The sequence below is a fragment of the Aeromonas sp. MR19 genome, from assembly GCF_963899305.1.
GTDB lineage: Bacteria > Pseudomonadota > Gammaproteobacteria > Enterobacterales > Aeromonadaceae > Aeromonas > Aeromonas bestiarum.
Window position 1 is genome coordinate 140,718 of record NZ_CAWQWZ010000011.1, and the last position, 15,508, is coordinate 156,225.

The 15,508-nt window shown below is 53.2% G+C and carries 18 protein-coding genes; 3 read left to right on the plus strand and 15 right to left on the minus strand.

Going from position 1 to position 15,508, the window contains the following annotated elements; genetic code table 11:
• Nucleotides 1-64 precede the first annotated feature (64 nt).
• The gene (locus AACQ95_RS06365; protein WP_241278084.1) at nucleotides 65-2,065 is read left to right on the plus strand and encodes a hypothetical protein; all 2,001 of its coding nucleotides are present in this window, start codon (nucleotides 65-67) and stop codon (nucleotides 2,063-2,065) included.
• A gap of 94 nt (nucleotides 2,066-2,159) precedes the next feature.
• Here the strand turns inward: AACQ95_RS06365 and glgC are convergent, their stop codons facing one another.
• Nucleotides 2,160-3,434, minus strand: coding sequence for a glucose-1-phosphate adenylyltransferase (glgC, locus tag AACQ95_RS06370; protein WP_043138394.1), 1,275 nt, complete (start codon nucleotides 3,432-3,434; stop codon nucleotides 2,160-2,162).
• A gap of 188 nt (nucleotides 3,435-3,622) precedes the next feature.
• Here glgC and AACQ95_RS06375 point away from each other — a divergent pair, with 188 nt between their 5' ends.
• Nucleotides 3,623-5,263 (plus strand): EAL domain-containing protein, encoded by a 1,641-nt coding sequence (locus tag AACQ95_RS06375; protein ID WP_241278085.1) that lies wholly within the window; start codon nucleotides 3,623-3,625, stop codon nucleotides 5,261-5,263.
• On the opposite strand, the gene AACQ95_RS06380 is transcribed toward AACQ95_RS06375, so the two are convergent.
• Nucleotides 5,226-5,720, minus strand: coding sequence for a hypothetical protein (locus AACQ95_RS06380; RefSeq protein ID WP_043138390.1), 495 nt, complete (start codon nucleotides 5,718-5,720; stop codon nucleotides 5,226-5,228). The genes AACQ95_RS06375 and AACQ95_RS06380 overlap by 38 nt on opposite strands.
• 764 nt (nucleotides 5,721-6,484) lie before the next feature.
• Between AACQ95_RS06380 and AACQ95_RS06385 the strand changes: the two genes are divergently transcribed.
• Nucleotides 6,485-9,130: an AAA family ATPase gene (locus AACQ95_RS06385; RefSeq protein ID WP_241278086.1), complete on the plus strand. Its 2,646-nt coding sequence runs from the start codon at nucleotides 6,485-6,487 to the stop codon at nucleotides 9,128-9,130.
• A gap of 463 nt (nucleotides 9,131-9,593) precedes the next feature.
• Here AACQ95_RS06385 and AACQ95_RS06390 read toward each other — a convergent pair whose 3' ends face one another.
• The 13 genes from AACQ95_RS06390 to AACQ95_RS06450 form a co-directional block, all read right to left on the minus strand.
• Nucleotides 9,594-9,758, minus strand: a complete 165-nt coding sequence (locus AACQ95_RS06390; protein WP_241278087.1) for a hypothetical protein — start codon at nucleotides 9,756-9,758, stop codon at nucleotides 9,594-9,596.
• 6 nt (nucleotides 9,759-9,764) lie between these two features.
• A complete protein-coding gene (locus AACQ95_RS06395) occupies nucleotides 9,765-10,019 on the minus strand; it encodes a hypothetical protein (RefSeq protein ID WP_241278088.1) in 255 nt (84 codons plus the stop codon).
• Nucleotides 10,020-10,222: 203 nt separating this feature from the next.
• Nucleotides 10,223-10,603: a hypothetical protein gene (locus AACQ95_RS06400; protein WP_241278089.1), complete on the minus strand. Its 381-nt coding sequence runs from the start codon at nucleotides 10,601-10,603 to the stop codon at nucleotides 10,223-10,225.
• 26 nt (nucleotides 10,604-10,629) lie between these two features.
• Nucleotides 10,630-10,815, minus strand: a complete 186-nt coding sequence (locus tag AACQ95_RS06405; protein WP_241278090.1) for a hypothetical protein — start codon at nucleotides 10,813-10,815, stop codon at nucleotides 10,630-10,632.
• Between the two features lie 39 nt (nucleotides 10,816-10,854).
• Entirely contained in the window at nucleotides 10,855-11,232 is a 378-nt protein-coding gene (locus AACQ95_RS06410; protein WP_241278091.1) for a hypothetical protein, read from the minus strand.
• 18 nt (nucleotides 11,233-11,250) lie between these two features.
• On the minus strand, nucleotides 11,251-11,616 hold the full coding sequence (locus AACQ95_RS06415) for a hypothetical protein (protein ID WP_042468255.1): 366 nt from the start codon (nucleotides 11,614-11,616) through the stop codon (nucleotides 11,251-11,253).
• Nucleotides 11,617-11,745: 129 nt separating this feature from the next.
• Entirely contained in the window at nucleotides 11,746-12,288 is a 543-nt protein-coding gene (locus AACQ95_RS06420; RefSeq protein ID WP_241278092.1) for a hypothetical protein, read from the minus strand.
• Nucleotides 12,289-12,477: 189 nt separating this feature from the next.
• Nucleotides 12,478-12,735, minus strand: coding sequence for a hypothetical protein (locus AACQ95_RS06425; RefSeq protein WP_241278093.1), 258 nt, complete (start codon nucleotides 12,733-12,735; stop codon nucleotides 12,478-12,480).
• Nucleotides 12,736-12,945: 210 nt separating this feature from the next.
• Nucleotides 12,946-13,602, minus strand: coding sequence for a tetratricopeptide repeat protein (locus tag AACQ95_RS06430; RefSeq protein ID WP_241278094.1), 657 nt, complete (start codon nucleotides 13,600-13,602; stop codon nucleotides 12,946-12,948).
• A gap of 16 nt (nucleotides 13,603-13,618) precedes the next feature.
• A complete protein-coding gene (locus AACQ95_RS06435) occupies nucleotides 13,619-13,942 on the minus strand; it encodes a hypothetical protein (protein WP_241278095.1) in 324 nt (107 codons plus the stop codon).
• A gap of 1 nt (nucleotide 13,943) precedes the next feature.
• The gene (locus tag AACQ95_RS06440; RefSeq protein ID WP_241278096.1) at nucleotides 13,944-14,486 is read right to left on the minus strand and encodes a YbjQ family protein; all 543 of its coding nucleotides are present in this window, start codon (nucleotides 14,484-14,486) and stop codon (nucleotides 13,944-13,946) included.
• A gap of 9 nt (nucleotides 14,487-14,495) precedes the next feature.
• Entirely contained in the window at nucleotides 14,496-14,663 is a 168-nt protein-coding gene (locus tag AACQ95_RS06445) for a hypothetical protein (RefSeq protein ID WP_241278097.1), read from the minus strand.
• A 14-nt stretch (nucleotides 14,664-14,677) separates the two neighbouring features.
• Nucleotides 14,678-15,433, minus strand: a complete 756-nt coding sequence (locus AACQ95_RS06450) for a hypothetical protein (RefSeq protein ID WP_241278098.1) — start codon at nucleotides 15,431-15,433, stop codon at nucleotides 14,678-14,680.
• Nucleotides 15,434-15,508: the final 75 nt, after the last annotated feature.

Genomic DNA, 15,508 nt, shown 5'->3' on the forward strand with positions numbered 1-15,508 from the left:
CACCATTCTCATTTAGATTCATGAGAAGCGTCATAATAAAATCAAACATATGGTGAGAAGGGACATGAGAAAAACCGTACTGGTCCAGGCGATCGCCTGCGCGCTCCTGAGCAGCGCCGCACACGCTGCCGTCAAGGTGGAAGACAAGACATTCAACACCGCCGCCAACATGCTGGCCTATACCGAGTTCGAGCTCTCCGGCGAGCCGCTGGCCGAAGCGCTGGGGCTGGATCTGGATGTGCTGGATGCCAACCGCGCCGATGAGCCGACCCCGTTCGACTTCGCCGCTGGCATCGAATCCTATGAATATTCCGAAGAGGCCATGTACGCGCTGAACTATCAGTCCGGCATGGGCCCCCATCTGGTGAACGGGCCGCAAAACCTGGCCCGCGGCGGCACCCTGGCCGACCTCGGCAAGCGGGTGCTGGCCATGGCCGAGGCCGTCGGCTTCCCGGCCGATGAAGTGCCGCAAGGCATGTATCCTCTCTCCCTGCCCTACGCCTCCGCCAATCCGGAGTTTGCACAAGCGGTGAACACCACCCCGGTCAACGGCGATCAGATCACCATCAAGACCGCCAAGGGCACAGAGAAAACCGTCAAGACCCAGGTACCGGCCTACTTCCGCGACTACACCACCCTGCGCTGGAGCGGTGCCGACAACCTGCTGAACCCGGCAGCCGTGGGCGGCATACTGCTCAAAGAGGTGATGTGGTCCCAGGACTTCCTCGGCGGCATGCACGTGGCCGAGAGCGATGAAGAGGTGGAAGCCGCGTCCGCCACCATGGATCAGGATGGCAAGCACAAGCTGGGCGTCTCTGCCGCCGACGGCTTCAACGGCATGATGCTGACCGAGCAGTCCATCGACAAGCTGGCCATCATGCAGGGCCAGCTCGGTTTCGATGGCAAGCAGCTGGGTGCCAAAATCACACCGCAATACGATCCGTCCAAGGGTATCGTCTACTTCCCCCATCAGGTGAAAGTGACCGAAACCAGCAAGAATGAGGTAGGCGCCATCGGCAAACTCGAGGTGGTGGATGGCTCAGCCCAGCTGCGCGACGCCTGGATGATGCTGTGGCCGCTCTCCGAGTTCTACGCCTTCAGCGATCAACGCACGGCCAACACCAACCAGAACCCGGCCTTCCACGCCGTGTTTGACGGTGCCCCGTTTGCCGCCGCCCCGGCCGCCAACACCCAGGGTCAGAGCGCCAAGCAGGTGGTCGGCGACGACGCCTTCTCCCTGGCCCTGAACCTCTCCGGCATGGTGTTCAAGAACCTCAACGCCCTGCACTTCGAGCCCAAGGCCGGCACTTTGGTCGACAGCTGGCAGGCAGGCAAACAGGGCAAGCACGTCACCACCTTCGACGCCGCTTACGCCCTGGTCGCCCTGCAGATCTTCCAGCGTGCCCAGGATGCACTGCCGGTCGGCTACGCCGCCGGTGACAACGGCGAGCTGAACCTGAAAACCGCACAAGGCCAGCAGGCGCTGGTGCTCATTCGCCAGCAGGCCGACTTCATCCTCGGCAAGCTCAAGGGCAAGAACGGTCTGGTGCATGACGGTTTGACCCTGGGTGGCAAGCTGGATGCCGGTCAGTCCATCGACGCGCAATTTGCCGCCGTGCGGGGTCTGACGGCCGCCTTCCTGGCGACCTCGGATGCCAAGTACCGCACTGCCGCGCGCGAGCTCTTCATCGCCGCCGACAAGGCCTACTTCAACCAGAAGGCCGGCACCTGGCTTGCGGCCAAGCAGGGCGAATACACCCCCTGGACCCAGGCCGCCATCTCGGGCGCTCTGCGCTCCGCCATGCTGAACCTGCGCAACGAAGGGACAGAGAAGGCCCCCGCGCTAGAACTGGCCCAGCTGACCCAGCGCTACGTGAGCTGGTTCCGTGGCACGGTCAACGGCGGCATGCAGATGGCCGAGTGGATCGGCGACTCCGGTGAGAACGTCATCGAAGGAGCCGGTGGCGACACGGACGAAGACGGCGTGCCGCAAGTCACCGCCGCCGGTGGTAAACATGGCACCGCCATGGTGATGGCCGCCAAGGCCATTGTCAGCGAGAAATAAGTCAGCGGATAAATCCAACGACACACCATAAAGAAAGGGAGCCGATTCGGCTCCCTTTGCATTACAACGTCTGACACAGTTTCAAGCCTCTCTCTCACCCCAGCTTGGCCAGCATCTCCTTGGTCACCAGCACGATCCCCTGTTCGGAGCGGTAGAAGCGGCGGCTATCCTCGTCCGCATTTTCCCCCACCACCAGTCCATCGGGCAGCACGCAGCCCTTGTCCACCACCACCCGGCGCAGACGGCAGCCGGCACCTATCTCGACCCCGGGGAATATGATGGCCTGATCCAGGGTGCAGAAGGAGTGTACCCGCACATGGGTAAACAGCACTGAGTTGAGCACGAAGGAACCGCTGACGATGGATCCCCCCGCGAACATGGAGTTGATGGTCATGCCGTGCTGACCGTTTCTGTCCTGCACGAACTTGGCGGGCGGCGTCATGGTCTGGCTGGTCCAGATGGGCCAGTTCTCGTCATAGATGTCGAGCTCGGGCACCACGGAGGCGAGATCCATGTTGGCTTCCCAGAACGAATCCAGGGTCCCCACATCGCGCCAGTAGGGTTTCTGCCCCTCCTTGGCCCCGACACAGGACATGGTGAAGGGATGGGCAAAGGCCTTGCCCTCTCCCACGATGCGCGGGATCACGTCCATGCCGAAGTCGTGCTTGGACTCCTGATTGTGGATGTCCTCTTCCAGCAGCTGATAGAGATACTCCGCCTCGAAGATATAGATGCCCATGGAGGCCAGGGATCTGTCCTCATGGCCCGGCATGGCCGGCGGGTTGGCCGGTTTTTCGACGAAGGCGCGGATCTTGCGCTGCTCGTCTATGTCCATGACCCCGAAGGCAGAGGCCTCCGCCCGTGGCACCTCGATACAGGCCACCGTCACCTTGGCACCGAGACGCACGTGATCGAGCAGCATGGCGGCGTAATCCATCTTGTAGATGTGATCCCCCGCCAGCACCACTATGTATTTGGGGCCGTAGTCGCGAATGATGTCGACGTTCTGATAGATGGCATCGGCGGTGCCGCGATACCAGTGCACCTCGTCCACCCTTTGCTGGGCAGGTAACAGATCGATGAATTCATTCATCTGGTAGCGCAGGAAGGACCAGCCCGATTGCAGGTGGCGCAACAGACTGTGGGACTTGTACTGGGTCACCACCCCCACCCGGCGAATGCCTGAGTTGATGCAGTTGGAGAGCACGAAGTCGATGATGCGGAACTTGCCGCCGAAATGGACGGCAGGCTTGGCGCGGTTGTCTGTCAACTGCTTCAGGCGGCTGCCCCGTCCCCCCGCGAGCACCAAGGCCATACTCTGATTCAATAGTTGCCGTGCTTTGGCAGTATTTACGGGTTCTAACAACATGATTTACCTCTGCCTTGTTTGATCTATTTTCAACCCATCTTCGCCTTTTTAAGTGCCCATGAAAGTGGTTTCACTCACATTTAACCGATTTCAATTGGCCCTTTTCCAGGAGTTGAGCGGGATCCCATGCTTTACACCCCGAGCTTGGTTAGAATTTCAACATCACACGCATCATCAAGGATGACAAGATGTTGAACAAGCTCGGGAGTAACCTGTTACTGATCGCAGCCGTCACCTGTGCTCCTCTGCTGTTGTTACAAGGCATCTGGCTCGCCGTACAGGCAACCCCCTTCACCCTGATCCTCATCGTCGGCACTACCCTGCTCGGCTTTGGCCTGCTGTTCATGCTGGCCCATCGTACCCGCAACGCCGAGCGTGAACAGCAGGAACAAGTCTGGCTCAAGGCACTGCGACTGCGCGATCCCGCCTGTCTGGAGAGCCCGGCAGCCCAGGAGGCATTGCAACAACTGCTGACCCGATTCAGTGAAGCCGAGCTCGACGCCCATCGTCAGATCAGCGAGCTGCACAATCAGGCCACCCAGGATGAGCTGACCCAGTTGCAGAACCGCCATGCGTTCCGGCGCGACATGACGGAGCTGCTGCAGCGGGATCAGGATACCCAGACCGCCACCCTGGTGCTGATCCGCGCCACCGAACTTGGCAAGCTCAACGCCCAGCGCGGCTTCCAGTCGGGGGACGCCTACATCAAGGATATCGCCAATCTCATCACCCGGGTGGTCAGCCGCTTCCCGGGCCATCAGGTCTATCGCATCTCGGGGGCCGACTTCGCCGTGCTGGTGCAGCCAGTGGCCAACATACCGCCGCCCCTGCTCGGCCGGGATCTGAAAATCGCCTTCGATCACTATCAGCAGCAACACGAGCTGGAGAGCGCCGCCTACTCGGGGCTGACGCGCCTGAGCAGCGGACAGAAGATAGAGGCCATACTGGCGCGGGCGGATCTGGCGCTGGCTCGCGCCCAGACAGAAACGGTCAACGGCTGGGCCATTCAACAGGACGATGACGTGGTGGAACTGCAGGGCCAGCACCACTGGAAGCTGGTGCTCAATGATCTGCTGGAGCAGGAGCGCATCAGCTTTACCTATCAGCCGATCCAGCCCATGCACCGCAGCATGCTGGCCTACAACGAGATCTACACCCGCTTCAGCGGCGCCGACGGCACAGTGCTGCCGACCGACACCCTGTTTGCCATGGCCCAGCGACTGGACATGGTGATGCGACTGGAGCAGATGCTGGTCATCAACGTCATGCGCCAGTACCGGGCATTTGGCTCCAACCAGAGTCGCTGGGGCATCAGCCTCTCCAGTAACCTGTTGCAAAACAGCGCCTTCCTGATCTGGCTCGACCGGCAATTGCTCAAGGATCCCAACACCAGCGCCAACCTGGTGTTCGAGCTGGATGAAGAGCATCTGGAGCGCAACATGACGGGGGCCAAGCGGGTGTTCGAGCTGCTCAGGCGCAACGGCAGTCGCTCCGCCATCTGCAACTTCGGCAAGGGGATAGGGTCGTTCAACCTGTTTCGCGAGCTCAAGCCCGACTATATCAAGCTGGATCCCGCCCTGATCACAGGGCTGGAGCAGGATCTGACCAATCAGCAGTTCGTGCGGATGATAGTGGACGTATCACATCGCATGGGCTGCCAGGTGATAGCGGAAGGGGTGGAGCAGCTTGGCCAGAAACAGCTGCTGCAGGGCATGTATGTGGACGGCTTGCAGGGTTATCTCATCGCCAAGCCCCAGCAGTTGCGGCCGGATATCAGCCAGCTTGGCCTGTTTACTGAGGACGCTTCAACTTCAGCAGAGTCAGAATGATGTCGTTGAGCTGGCGATAACGTTCCAGCTCCTTCTGATCGTAACGGGTCGCTAGGGTGGTGGGATTGTGGCGATTCTTGAGGTAGCGGTTGATCTGCAGGCGGTTGAAACCCGCCACCTGATAGATCTGGCCCAGCAGGGCATTGAGCTCTTCGTGCTCGAAGCCGGCTCTGGCGAGGTAGTCGCTCTGGGCCGGGCTCTCCAGCTGGCTGCTCTGCTTGGCGATGCGGCCTGTCTCCTGCAGATAGGCGAGCCACTGTTCGAGATAAAGCGGCTTGCTGCCCGCCAGCAGATTGAAGAAACCCACCGCATCGCAGCGGCACTCGGTCAACAGCAGCACGGCCAGTTGATCGTCATCACAGCTGAAGGTGACTGGGCCTGTCTGCCCCCAGTCCAGCGCCTGGACCCGGATCTCGGCGCGCTCCCCTGCAATGCCGGTTACGTCGAATACAAACATGGCTCCTCCCGCTCGGCAAAAGGTTGATGATGGACCATACCCCCCACAGGTGCAAAGCCAAATCGCCTTTTCATTCAGTATTCTGCAAGCTGGCCATAAAAAAACCGACATCCCGTAGGGACTTATACCATAAATATACATACTTAATAATTTATCGACCCACAAGTCGCGCTATACAAGGCTTTTATGGAAGAATTGTTATGATGTATGAATACATCGCAGTACATCTTAATTTAACCGTTAGCCTTACCGTCAGCACTTTTCCTCTCACTTGGCCGCAGGCTGAACTCCGTCCTCAGAGAGGAGGTATTTTACTGTTTCAAGAACTCGTTTAACCATTCTCAATGGGATATTCACAGACGCTATCAGCGCCCATGGACGTATCATTGAGTACGTCCCGATGGTTTGCCACCGGTGGTATAGTAGATCTGCTCGATGAAGCTAACCGAGCCAAGCTGATGGTGATCACCCCAGTTGAGGAAATGTGGAGGTTGCAAACTCACCGCCAAACTTCAGGCCCGGGGATCCTATCTGATTACGACCGACCCGAAATACATGCGTTAACGCTATAGCGTCTTCGAGCACAGACGATCGTATTGGGTTCCACGTCTGCCACATGAAATAGTTGTCTTTTGACGCCCATCCGTTTTCCGCAAATATTGAACAAGGCATTCCCCAAAAATATTTTTGCATAATAGAATGAAGCATCGGCTGACTACCCGCGCCCTACTGGATAATCGATAATAACCGTTACGAGAACTGACATGTCCAAGTCCCTAGTCGAGTTCAAACGCTTCTTGACGAAGTCCGCCCCGAAGCTATCTGAAAACGAAAAAAAACTAGCCAACTTGATTCTGGGGAGGTTCGACGAAGTCGTAGTGACCGGAACGGCTGGCGGACGGCGCGGGAGGTTTTTGGCGAAACTGATCGTCGACAACGGAGAGGCTGCATCTCCTGTGCTCGAAATCGCATCCGACGAAACGAACGCCAACGAGAGCGAGATTGTCCGGCTTACCAAAGTGGAGGTCGAGCACTTTCGTGGGTTTTCCGACAAACACACTTTCGAATTCAAAAAACCGTACACGTTCATCTATGGGCTGAACGGGACGGGAAAGTCGAGTCTCTGTGAGGCGCTCGAATACGGATTGCTCGCCTCGATCCACGAAGCAGATTCGAAGCGGATCCCCGTCTCGGACTACATCAGAAACGCCACCTCAAGGAAATCGGCGAAACCCGTTCTGTATGGAGATACCGCGAGCGAGAAAGGAATCGAAGTAAAAGCAGACTCCCGAAGTTTCGAATTCTGCTTCATCGAAAAGAACCGGATCGACGGATTCGCACGGGTGGCGGCCAATACCCCGTCCGCCCAGCAAGCGCGGTTGGCGGCGCTGTTCGGCTTGGAAGAGTTCAACGCGTTCGCAACGCAATTCAACGAGAACATCGGCTCTTACCTGGACTGCGTTGGCAAAAAGGGGAAGGAGCTCGTGGAGCGGGAGAAGGCCCTCTCTGGTCACAAGGCGACCCTCGAAGGCCTCCCGGAAAAAGCTAAAGCTGCTGAACAGCGAGGCGCCGCGCTGCTCGCGAAACATTCAGAGTGTAAGGATCTCGCCGAAATCAAGGTTGCCCTCACCGGCCCAGAAGGTAATGGCGGCAAGCTAAAGGCAAACAACACTGAAATCGGCCGCCAGCAGAACCTTAAAATGGCCATCGATCCTAGGACGGACGACATCCTAGTCGATGCTGACGCACTGCTTCGGCTAATCAAAGAGAAGGCGGAATCCGAAACGTTCCTCAACCAGTACAAAGACCAGCTTTCTCTTCGAGACCTATACGCCGCGATCTTGGGTAACCGCGAAAAATTCGAGAACAAATGTCCCGCGTGCGCCTCCGAACTCTACCGCGACGGTCAACTCGTTGTTCCACTCGATCCGTACGGCAACGCGGAGGAAAAGCTGAAGCAATTCGACTCTGCCCTGAGGGTTGAAGGGCGGATCAAGGAAATCTGGGAGGCCCTCAACCTCGGCTGGCGGGACCTACTTTCGACAGTCACCAAGCTTCCAGCGTCCGCTGTAGCTATCGGATTCGCCGAAGCACCCGAGGTCGGCGCATTCAGTGCCGAGGCTTCTGACGCCTTGGATGCGGCGGGCATCGAGACCTTTCTCCGTGCTTTGCCTGCAAGGTGCGAACTCCTACAGGCGCTTAAGCACGCGACCGCCATCCATAACGCAAAGGTCGAACAATCCCAGGCCGCGATCAAGAAGCTTGAAGAGGATAACCTCACGATCACCAAAGACTTCGAGGAAATCGTGGCCATCACGACCCTTGTCGCCGCGAATGCCAAGAGCGAGATGGAAGCAAAGCAGGCTATTGAGAAGTTCAACCAAGAGAACGAGGAGCTCATCAGGGAGGCGGAAGCAGAGAAACCCGGAATCGCGAGAAACCTGAGCTACAGCATCGCTTACGTTTCGCTTCGCGATAAGCTCCTGGACTACAACGCCAGCCTACCCTTGGCCTTGGCCGCTGATCTCAATGAAAAGACTCTGAAGTTCTACAACGAGATCAACAAGAACGACCACCCTTCCGACAGGCTCAAGTCCCTGAGGTTGCCGACGGCCGCCGGGGAGAAGATAGAGATTGAGTTCGAGAACGGGGACTGGTGCGACGCGCTCCAGGTCCTCAGCGAAGGCCACATTCGCTGCCTCGGGCTCGCGATTCTATTGGCGAAGATCACTAGGGATAGCCTCCCATTCCTGATATTCGATGACGTAGTGAACTCGATCGACGACGAACACCGAGGCGCGATCATCGACCTCATCCTGAATCCGGAAGAGGTCGGTAAGAGACAACTCATCGTCACTACCCACGGAGAGGATTTCGTGAAACGCCTCGAGAACGCCGTGCCGATGAAGAAGTACAAGGAAACAGTCACCCGAATCGACTTCCTCGTACCGTTCGCCGCCAAAAAGATCACCGTGAAGCTCGACTCGCCCCGTCACTACCTCACGGTGGCGACCCGCAGCTACGATGAGGGACGTATTCGTGATTCCCTGAGTTACGTCCGGAAAGCGTTCGAAGAAGAACTCAACCGCCTCTGGAAGAAGATTGCAAATAAAAATCTGTCTGCGCAGATAAGTGTCGGGATGAGAGGACCCGGAAACCCAGACCTAATGAGCTTAGCGACGGGGCTTTTCAAGTTCCTTAACAAGGAGGACGTGAACGTGTTCCAGGAAGCTGTGCCACATCTGGGCAAGATGATTGGATATGAGGAAATGAACAGGGTCGAATGGAGTTACCTGAATAAAGGAACCCATGAAGAGGATCGGGCAGAAGAGTTCGACGCCGTGATCGTTAGGCGCATGCTCGAAACCGTCGTCAAGCTCGACGAGGCCATTGAGGCTCCACAGGCCTGATGGTGGCCATCTAGTTTTGGACATCCCCCGACATGCTTGCAGCAAATGCGCTGCTTCAACGCCTCGTAATGGCCGGGCATTCTGGGCAGGTATATAGGGTTGTAAGTCGGAGCCGCCGAATCCTCCATGAGGATTTCACAGCAGGTTTTATTTGACAAACTCCAGCGCTCTGATGGTAAACATATGTCGAAATCCATCATTAGAGGTGATTATGCTTAAACGCACCAAACCCTTTACTTACGCTAAACGCGCGATTGGGAACATCAGGAAAGATAACCAATCACACAACTACCCGAATATTGATACGGACGAGTGCCGTCTACAGGAGCTGGGGAACACGTACTGCGGGACCCCGGAAGACAAGTGGCCCGCCCCCATTCAGGAAGAGCTACAGAATATCGCCAATCGCTACTGGCCAATCACGTGGCACGCCGATCCTAGCTGCTAACTTTTCCTCTATCAATCAGCCGACCATTACCGCCTGGGCGGTCATGTCCATATCCGAGAGCGGATTGGTGCTATCAATATCTGCCTGATAGCCGACACAAAACCGCACCCACTCTTCAAACTCATCATCCGTATGGGGCGGCAGGTCGTCCCTGTCTATCTCAATCGTTACCCGTTCCATGTCCCGTCAACCCTCATATTCCGGCAATTTATCGAACTGGTCTTGAGTGAGCATCACGGTTTCAACCTGATATGGCTCATCAAGGTTCTCACATACACCGCCATGCTCATCTGCAGGGACGATGAAACACCCCATGTCGCACGTTATGCGGGCGAACTCGATCTGTTTGAAGTCCTCGCAGCGTGGGGCGTGGAGACTTGGAGGGAAGCGGCCATCTTGCGTTTCGGACAGGTCGCGGGCCATCGTCTGACAGTTGCACATGATTTTTTTCCTCTTACTTGCCACTCTTAGCGAATGAACTTAAACCACACCAGGACGACGGTTAACACGACGACCACCCATATAAACCTAACGAGCTTCACTCGTTGTGGATCCCGATATGGCTTACTGCGCTCGATGTGTTCACCCACTTCAGGATCTACACGCCCCATACCCTCATCAAACCGTCCCATTCTTTTCCTCGATCAAAAGTGCTTCGGCATATCCATTGCCGACTCCGCCTCAGCGATAACTTCGTCGCTAAAGCGCCATGCTTCGGCGGGGTAGTCTTCCCGGATGTTCACTACCTCGGCCAGCAGCGCCGCCAGGGCAGCCTCAAGCTTGCTTTCTCTATCGAGTGCCATCTTAGCCTTTTCGGCCTGCTTCCCGGCATCTGCATGGCTGATGCCCGCCAGAAATGCCTCCCTCAGTGCCCAACCACGCCACCCCGCTGGTGATGGTATGTCACGGGTATCAGAAACAGATTCGACATAAGCATATGCCGCCTCTACATCGCTATGAAGACCACACCCAAGGCTACGCTTGTCGTGTTCCGGCATGGGGTATCTCTCGTCCTTTGAACTCATGATTTTTTTCCCTCAACATCAGCTGGCTATCCAGCTCGGTGATTTTCAATTGCATTGGCGAGCAAGCAAATCGCAGCAGCGACGCATTCACCGGCTGTAACTACTGGATTTGTTTCGATAAATGCCAAGACGATGAATAATAAAAAGGCACCTAAATACTTAGTCCGTTTTCCATTGAGCTCGCTATCCGCGAAGGTGAGCTGGTGACTCATGCTAGAACTCATCGATAGCGCCAAATGGCGCCTACAATCTCATCTCGGGGGCTTGTTCGCACCTTCCCTAGTGAATACAACAACCTCTTCTATAGAGGCCTTCATGTGTTCCTCAATCGTAACCTTAGTATTCTGCCGAAGCTTATTAATGGCAGTCATTTGCTCCGTTGAAAGTGACTTCTCCTGCTCCGGAGTTGGCCCAATGGAATTCACCATAATATCTTCCTGAATTCGACAATGATCTAATGCATTGTCAAATATATCCTTGGACTTTTTATCTGTTGAAGAAGCCTGATGTACAGCGTATTCCACTAAGCAATTACTAAATGATTCTGCACTTTCTTCTAGTCTGTCAGGAGCTTCAGCGAGTGAATAAAATGCCGGTAAGGCAAAGGTGGCTACTAAGATAAGTCTCATCATTTTTCCTTAATTAACTCAGTCTGCCTTCATGCGCTCTTGCACGATAGCCAGTTCATAACCGCTAATTTTCCCTGCCCCTCTCCGGTTGTCTGGACGGGGGGGCGTTATCTCCTGACCGCGTAATACACCGCGCAGAAGCCATTCATTCAGCTCGCCTACGTGGATGCCCAACACCTGGGCGGCCAGCTCTCGACTGTAACTCTGCTTGAGCAGGGCGCTATCCCTTAACTCGTCGTATGTACCGGCCTGCATCGCCAGCAGGACACGGCGGGCAAGTAACTCGGCAGCATCGCCGAAGCGCTGTTCGGTGAAGGTTACGCGCTGGCCCATGTGGGTGGCTACCCAATGCCCTTTTGCATTTCGGGCTAACCCGTTCATCATTTTTCCTCTATCAATCAGCCTATTTTGATAACGCCCAGCTAGCGGGGCAAATGTTTGATGGCGGCTTTTTTGCGTTTTTTTGCAAAAAGGTGACTGCGAATATTTTTCCGTTTGAGCCGTTTGTTATAATCACCTGCTACCACGATAGACAATCTGACCATCTTTTATACCTAAGTCTGCTCGCATTTCATTAAGCAATGTATCAGCCTTAGTTCGCATTTCTTCCCAAGTAGTACTTTGGCCTTCGTACATTATTGGTATAAAAAAATCGATCATGTCGTTGTATTTATCCATAACCTCTTGGGTAGAAACTAAGGATATGTAGCCATAGGCTTTGTTTCTACAAAGAGAAAAGGAATTCTCAATATCAGGATTGATATTTTTTTGCTTTAATAAAGCTACAGCCTCGAGCTCTCTAAGTATTTCGCTTATGAGGTGAACAACATCCTTATAAATTGCCAATTTATCAAAATGCCTTGTAAGCTCTTTATGTTTAAGAACATCGAGTTCTTTTTTTAATTCTTCAAGCACCGATTCATTCTTTGCCCTTTCATTTTGAAGCATTCTTTTAGCCCAAATATTTCCAAGCCAACTGGAAAATGTGGCCAATAAAAGGGCTGAACCTCCAAGAGAAGCAATTATTGCTAATGAAATCTCAAATATATCCTTCACATTCGTACTCTCTGTAATTTATAACAATTTATTATATGAAAAGTATCCGTATAGAAACATGTAGTTGTTCCACATAGCCTGACAATCTTCTTGTAGAATACTCATACCAATCCTTTCAATATATTACCTCAAAGTTGACGTTTTAACTGTAGGATAAATGAAAGCTATTCCTCGTACATCAGACCAGCTTTAATTTTTCGGTTTTTGAACGTCATCAGCAGCGTTCTTTTCTCGCATCGCTTCGCCCATACGGGTGTGCAGCTTCAGAGCCCCTTGGCTCGTGATCACGCCACAAATTTGCAATGTCACAATTTGGCTTTCTAAAATCCCTTGGAATCGGTGATACGCGGCTTCTGCCGGATCTTGCTTCAACCATTGCGCTAGATTACGTTCAAACCTACCCAATTCACTTGCCCTCAAGGGATGCTGGAGCGCTTTCGTTGACATGTTTTTTCCTCTTACTTGCCGTCTGTCTTGATTAGTACATCTGGGGCTGATTGGTTCCACTCTTGGCCATATACAGCTGTACAGGAGCAATAGCGCCGCGTCAGCCACTTGTAAGCGAACACGGGCAGAATTTGTAGCCATGGCCTTAGCATTTTTATCCCACACAATCAACTTAGTTGAGGGAGCGGGCCAGACCGCAGGGTTTTGGTACTATTTATTCAGCTTATATTTGTGAAAATACTCTTCAGCTAAAACCTGAGCATCAATCAGAACCTCATTGGTCAAATGCTTGGCACTATTGTCTCGGAGTTCAACACTAGAAGGCTCACCATTAGTGGCAGATACAGAAAACCATACATATGCCAGTTTGTAATTTTGGTGAACCCCCTTCCCTTGGTAATACAATCTTCCGAGTAAAAATTGTGCACCAGCATTCCCTTGCTCTGCGGCTTTACGTGCCCACGCCTCAGCCTGTTGGTAGTTTTGTGTTACTCCTTTCCCTTCGAAGTACAAGATGCCTAGCGCCTCTTGCGCACTAGAATCCCCCTGAATTGCTGCCTTGCGAGCCCAAAACGCAGATTCTCTATAGTCCGGCGGAACAGCGATACCGTGATAGTAGAATACCGCGAGGGCTACTTGTGCTCTAACGATCCCTTGTTCCGCAGCGGCCCTGAGCCATGTCTCAGCTAGCTTGTAATTTTTCTCTTCGTAGTACAATTTGCTGAGGAATATTTGTGCATCGACATCTCCCAACGACGCATATTGCTCTATGACTGCAATAGGTTTGTTAGCCAAGTCTTTTGCTTGAACTATATTTGTCCAAAGACATGTCCAGCCCAACAACAACGCTAATATAGATTTATTCATGTCAGTTTTTCCTCTATCAACTTGCTGGGAAAGCAATCTGAAGAACTGCGGTCACAACTGAGACAACCAGCGCGATAATTGAAATCCAAAACGTTCTTCTGTTTTTTGATTCGTCTCGCTTGAGATTCATTAGGGTGATCACGTGGTCATAGCATTTGAACCACATTATTGACTCGTCCATACCTGGTTTATAAGGACGTCTATTGCCTTTATCATCAACTGTATGAGGAAAGCTGTTGAGCAGACTGTTTAGCAGCCCCTTCAGCTCATGTATTGAAAAGTCAGCTGTTGCAGGTTCAAAAACCTTACATTGAAGCTCATACAAATCACCAAATGTCATATCATTTCTCATCGAGACCTTTTTCCGCAACGATTGCTGTACCGGTTGCAGTGACCATCATCATCGATTTGCCGCCACCAGAAATCTCGTTAACATCAATTGATACACCAATTAGAGCATTGCAGCCTAATTCGTCAGCTTGCTTTCTTAGCTGTACCAATGCTTGAGTTTTGAGGTCATCGAGCTTTGACATGTAGGTGCCTGAATTACCACCAGTGAAGTCTCGGATCGAGGCCATGAAGTCTCTCAGAAAATTCATTCCGGCCACAATTGTCGCAGTAGTAACCCCTTTTACCTCGATGACTCTGGTATCTTGTGCTAGTACGTTGGTTGTAGAAGTGATTATGTGTTCATAGCCATAGGTGCCATCCCTTTGCTGTTTCCACGTTTTCAATGCATGTTCAATACTTTCAGCTCGGCAAGAGTCATAAGCGATAATGAATCCTTGTTCCTGTAGAGATGCTATTTCGCTGGATGCAGACTCAGACAAGAGGTCAACAGCTACGGGTATCCCTTTGCCAACCAGAATGATGTAATTGTACATTTTTTCCTCTTACTTTCCGTCTGCCTGGCTGGGGTCAAGAGTACCCCGCACATCTTCGAGCATCGCCTCAACAAAACCCCGGTCATACTTATCCAAGGTGGCGTTCCGTAAAATGGACAGCAAGCCCTCCTCAATCCGCTCGGCCAGCGCCTCCAGCTTCTTTTCTTGGCTTTCCATGGTCTGTCTTTCCTTTAACCCGGAACTACAACTAAACCATTTTTAGCCCGACTCATCGCCGGAGGGTAGAAAACGGCAGCATAAAGAATGGCGCACTGCTGCCACTGTGCTCGCCAAGGGAATGGGGAATTTTTACGACAACCGAGACATATTTCTTTGCAAGAACAACCAGCGGATCGACGACGTAGCACCAAGATTATCCGCATCAAAAAAGGTGTGTTTGTTGCCGGTGAGGGTTCAACGTGCCAGCCCTGCCTTGTCAATTTTTTCATCAAATAGGCGAGCTTGAACGGCGAACGAACATTGATGGGGTTGTCAATATGAGAGCCCACAACAAGAAACTGGCCAAGCAGTTGATCGACTGTGTCCTTGGAGGGAGACAGGGCGGGACAATTTTCCTTGCCACTCATCAGGTGAGGGTAGACATGGCCTTGCCGATCCAACCACCAGGACAGTACCGGATCTAGTCCGAGTAAGTCTAAGCGAGCCCCCTCCACCATTCCATGCTGGGCCAGCCGGTAAGTTAATCCGGCAACAACCAAGAAACTTAACATAGTCACATCAAACTCAGCACCATCTATCAAAGCTATTCCCGCTATAGCAAGCAACGAGAATATCACTACCGGATAAGCCGTCGCCGGACTCATTAACCAGACCTTCCAGGAGGGAGCATGTGGGGATATACGAGCATATTTATTCTGTACAAACATGACGCTGTTTGCGGTTATAAAAATAGCTAAATTCACTTGGGATAAAGTAGAGTCAAACATCAATCATCCTTGCTACATCAGTAAAATAAACGAATTTTTCGATAATTTTTATGCTGTTGGTACAGGTGCCTGAAT

What these genes read in the sequence shown, in the direction of transcription:
- AACQ95_RS06365 (WP_241278084.1), top strand. Translation starts at nt 65, where the DNA reads ATGAGAAAAACCGTACTGGTCCAGGCGATCGCCTGCGCGCTCCTGAGC.
- glgC (WP_043138394.1), bottom strand. Translation starts at nt 3,434, where the DNA reads ATGTTGTTAGAACCCGTAAATACTGCCAAAGCACGGCAACTATTGAAT.
- AACQ95_RS06375 (WP_241278085.1), top strand. Translation starts at nt 3,623, where the DNA reads ATGTTGAACAAGCTCGGGAGTAACCTGTTACTGATCGCAGCCGTCACC.
- AACQ95_RS06380 (WP_043138390.1), bottom strand. Translation starts at nt 5,720, where the DNA reads ATGTTTGTATTCGACGTAACCGGCATTGCAGGGGAGCGCGCCGAGATC.
- AACQ95_RS06385 (WP_241278086.1), top strand. Translation starts at nt 6,485, where the DNA reads ATGTCCAAGTCCCTAGTCGAGTTCAAACGCTTCTTGACGAAGTCCGCC.
- AACQ95_RS06390 (WP_241278087.1), bottom strand. Translation starts at nt 9,758, where the DNA reads ATGGAACGGGTAACGATTGAGATAGACAGGGACGACCTGCCGCCCCAT.
- AACQ95_RS06395 (WP_241278088.1), bottom strand. Translation starts at nt 10,019, where the DNA reads ATGTGCAACTGTCAGACGATGGCCCGCGACCTGTCCGAAACGCAAGAT.
- AACQ95_RS06400 (WP_241278089.1), bottom strand. Translation starts at nt 10,603, where the DNA reads ATGAGTTCAAAGGACGAGAGATACCCCATGCCGGAACACGACAAGCGT.
- AACQ95_RS06405 (WP_241278090.1), bottom strand. Translation starts at nt 10,815, where the DNA reads ATGAGTCACCAGCTCACCTTCGCGGATAGCGAGCTCAATGGAAAACGG.
- AACQ95_RS06410 (WP_241278091.1), bottom strand. Translation starts at nt 11,232, where the DNA reads ATGAGACTTATCTTAGTAGCCACCTTTGCCTTACCGGCATTTTATTCA.
- AACQ95_RS06415 (WP_042468255.1), bottom strand. Translation starts at nt 11,616, where the DNA reads ATGATGAACGGGTTAGCCCGAAATGCAAAAGGGCATTGGGTAGCCACC.
- AACQ95_RS06425 (WP_241278093.1), bottom strand. Translation starts at nt 12,735, where the DNA reads ATGTCAACGAAAGCGCTCCAGCATCCCTTGAGGGCAAGTGAATTGGGT.
- AACQ95_RS06430 (WP_241278094.1), bottom strand. Translation starts at nt 13,602, where the DNA reads ATGAATAAATCTATATTAGCGTTGTTGTTGGGCTGGACATGTCTTTGG.
- AACQ95_RS06435 (WP_241278095.1), bottom strand. Translation starts at nt 13,942, where the DNA reads ATGACATTTGGTGATTTGTATGAGCTTCAATGTAAGGTTTTTGAACCT.
- AACQ95_RS06440 (WP_241278096.1), bottom strand. Translation starts at nt 14,486, where the DNA reads ATGTACAATTACATCATTCTGGTTGGCAAAGGGATACCCGTAGCTGTT.
- AACQ95_RS06445 (WP_241278097.1), bottom strand. Translation starts at nt 14,663, where the DNA reads ATGGAAAGCCAAGAAAAGAAGCTGGAGGCGCTGGCCGAGCGGATTGAG.
- AACQ95_RS06450 (WP_241278098.1), bottom strand. Translation starts at nt 15,433, where the DNA reads ATGTTTGACTCTACTTTATCCCAAGTGAATTTAGCTATTTTTATAACC.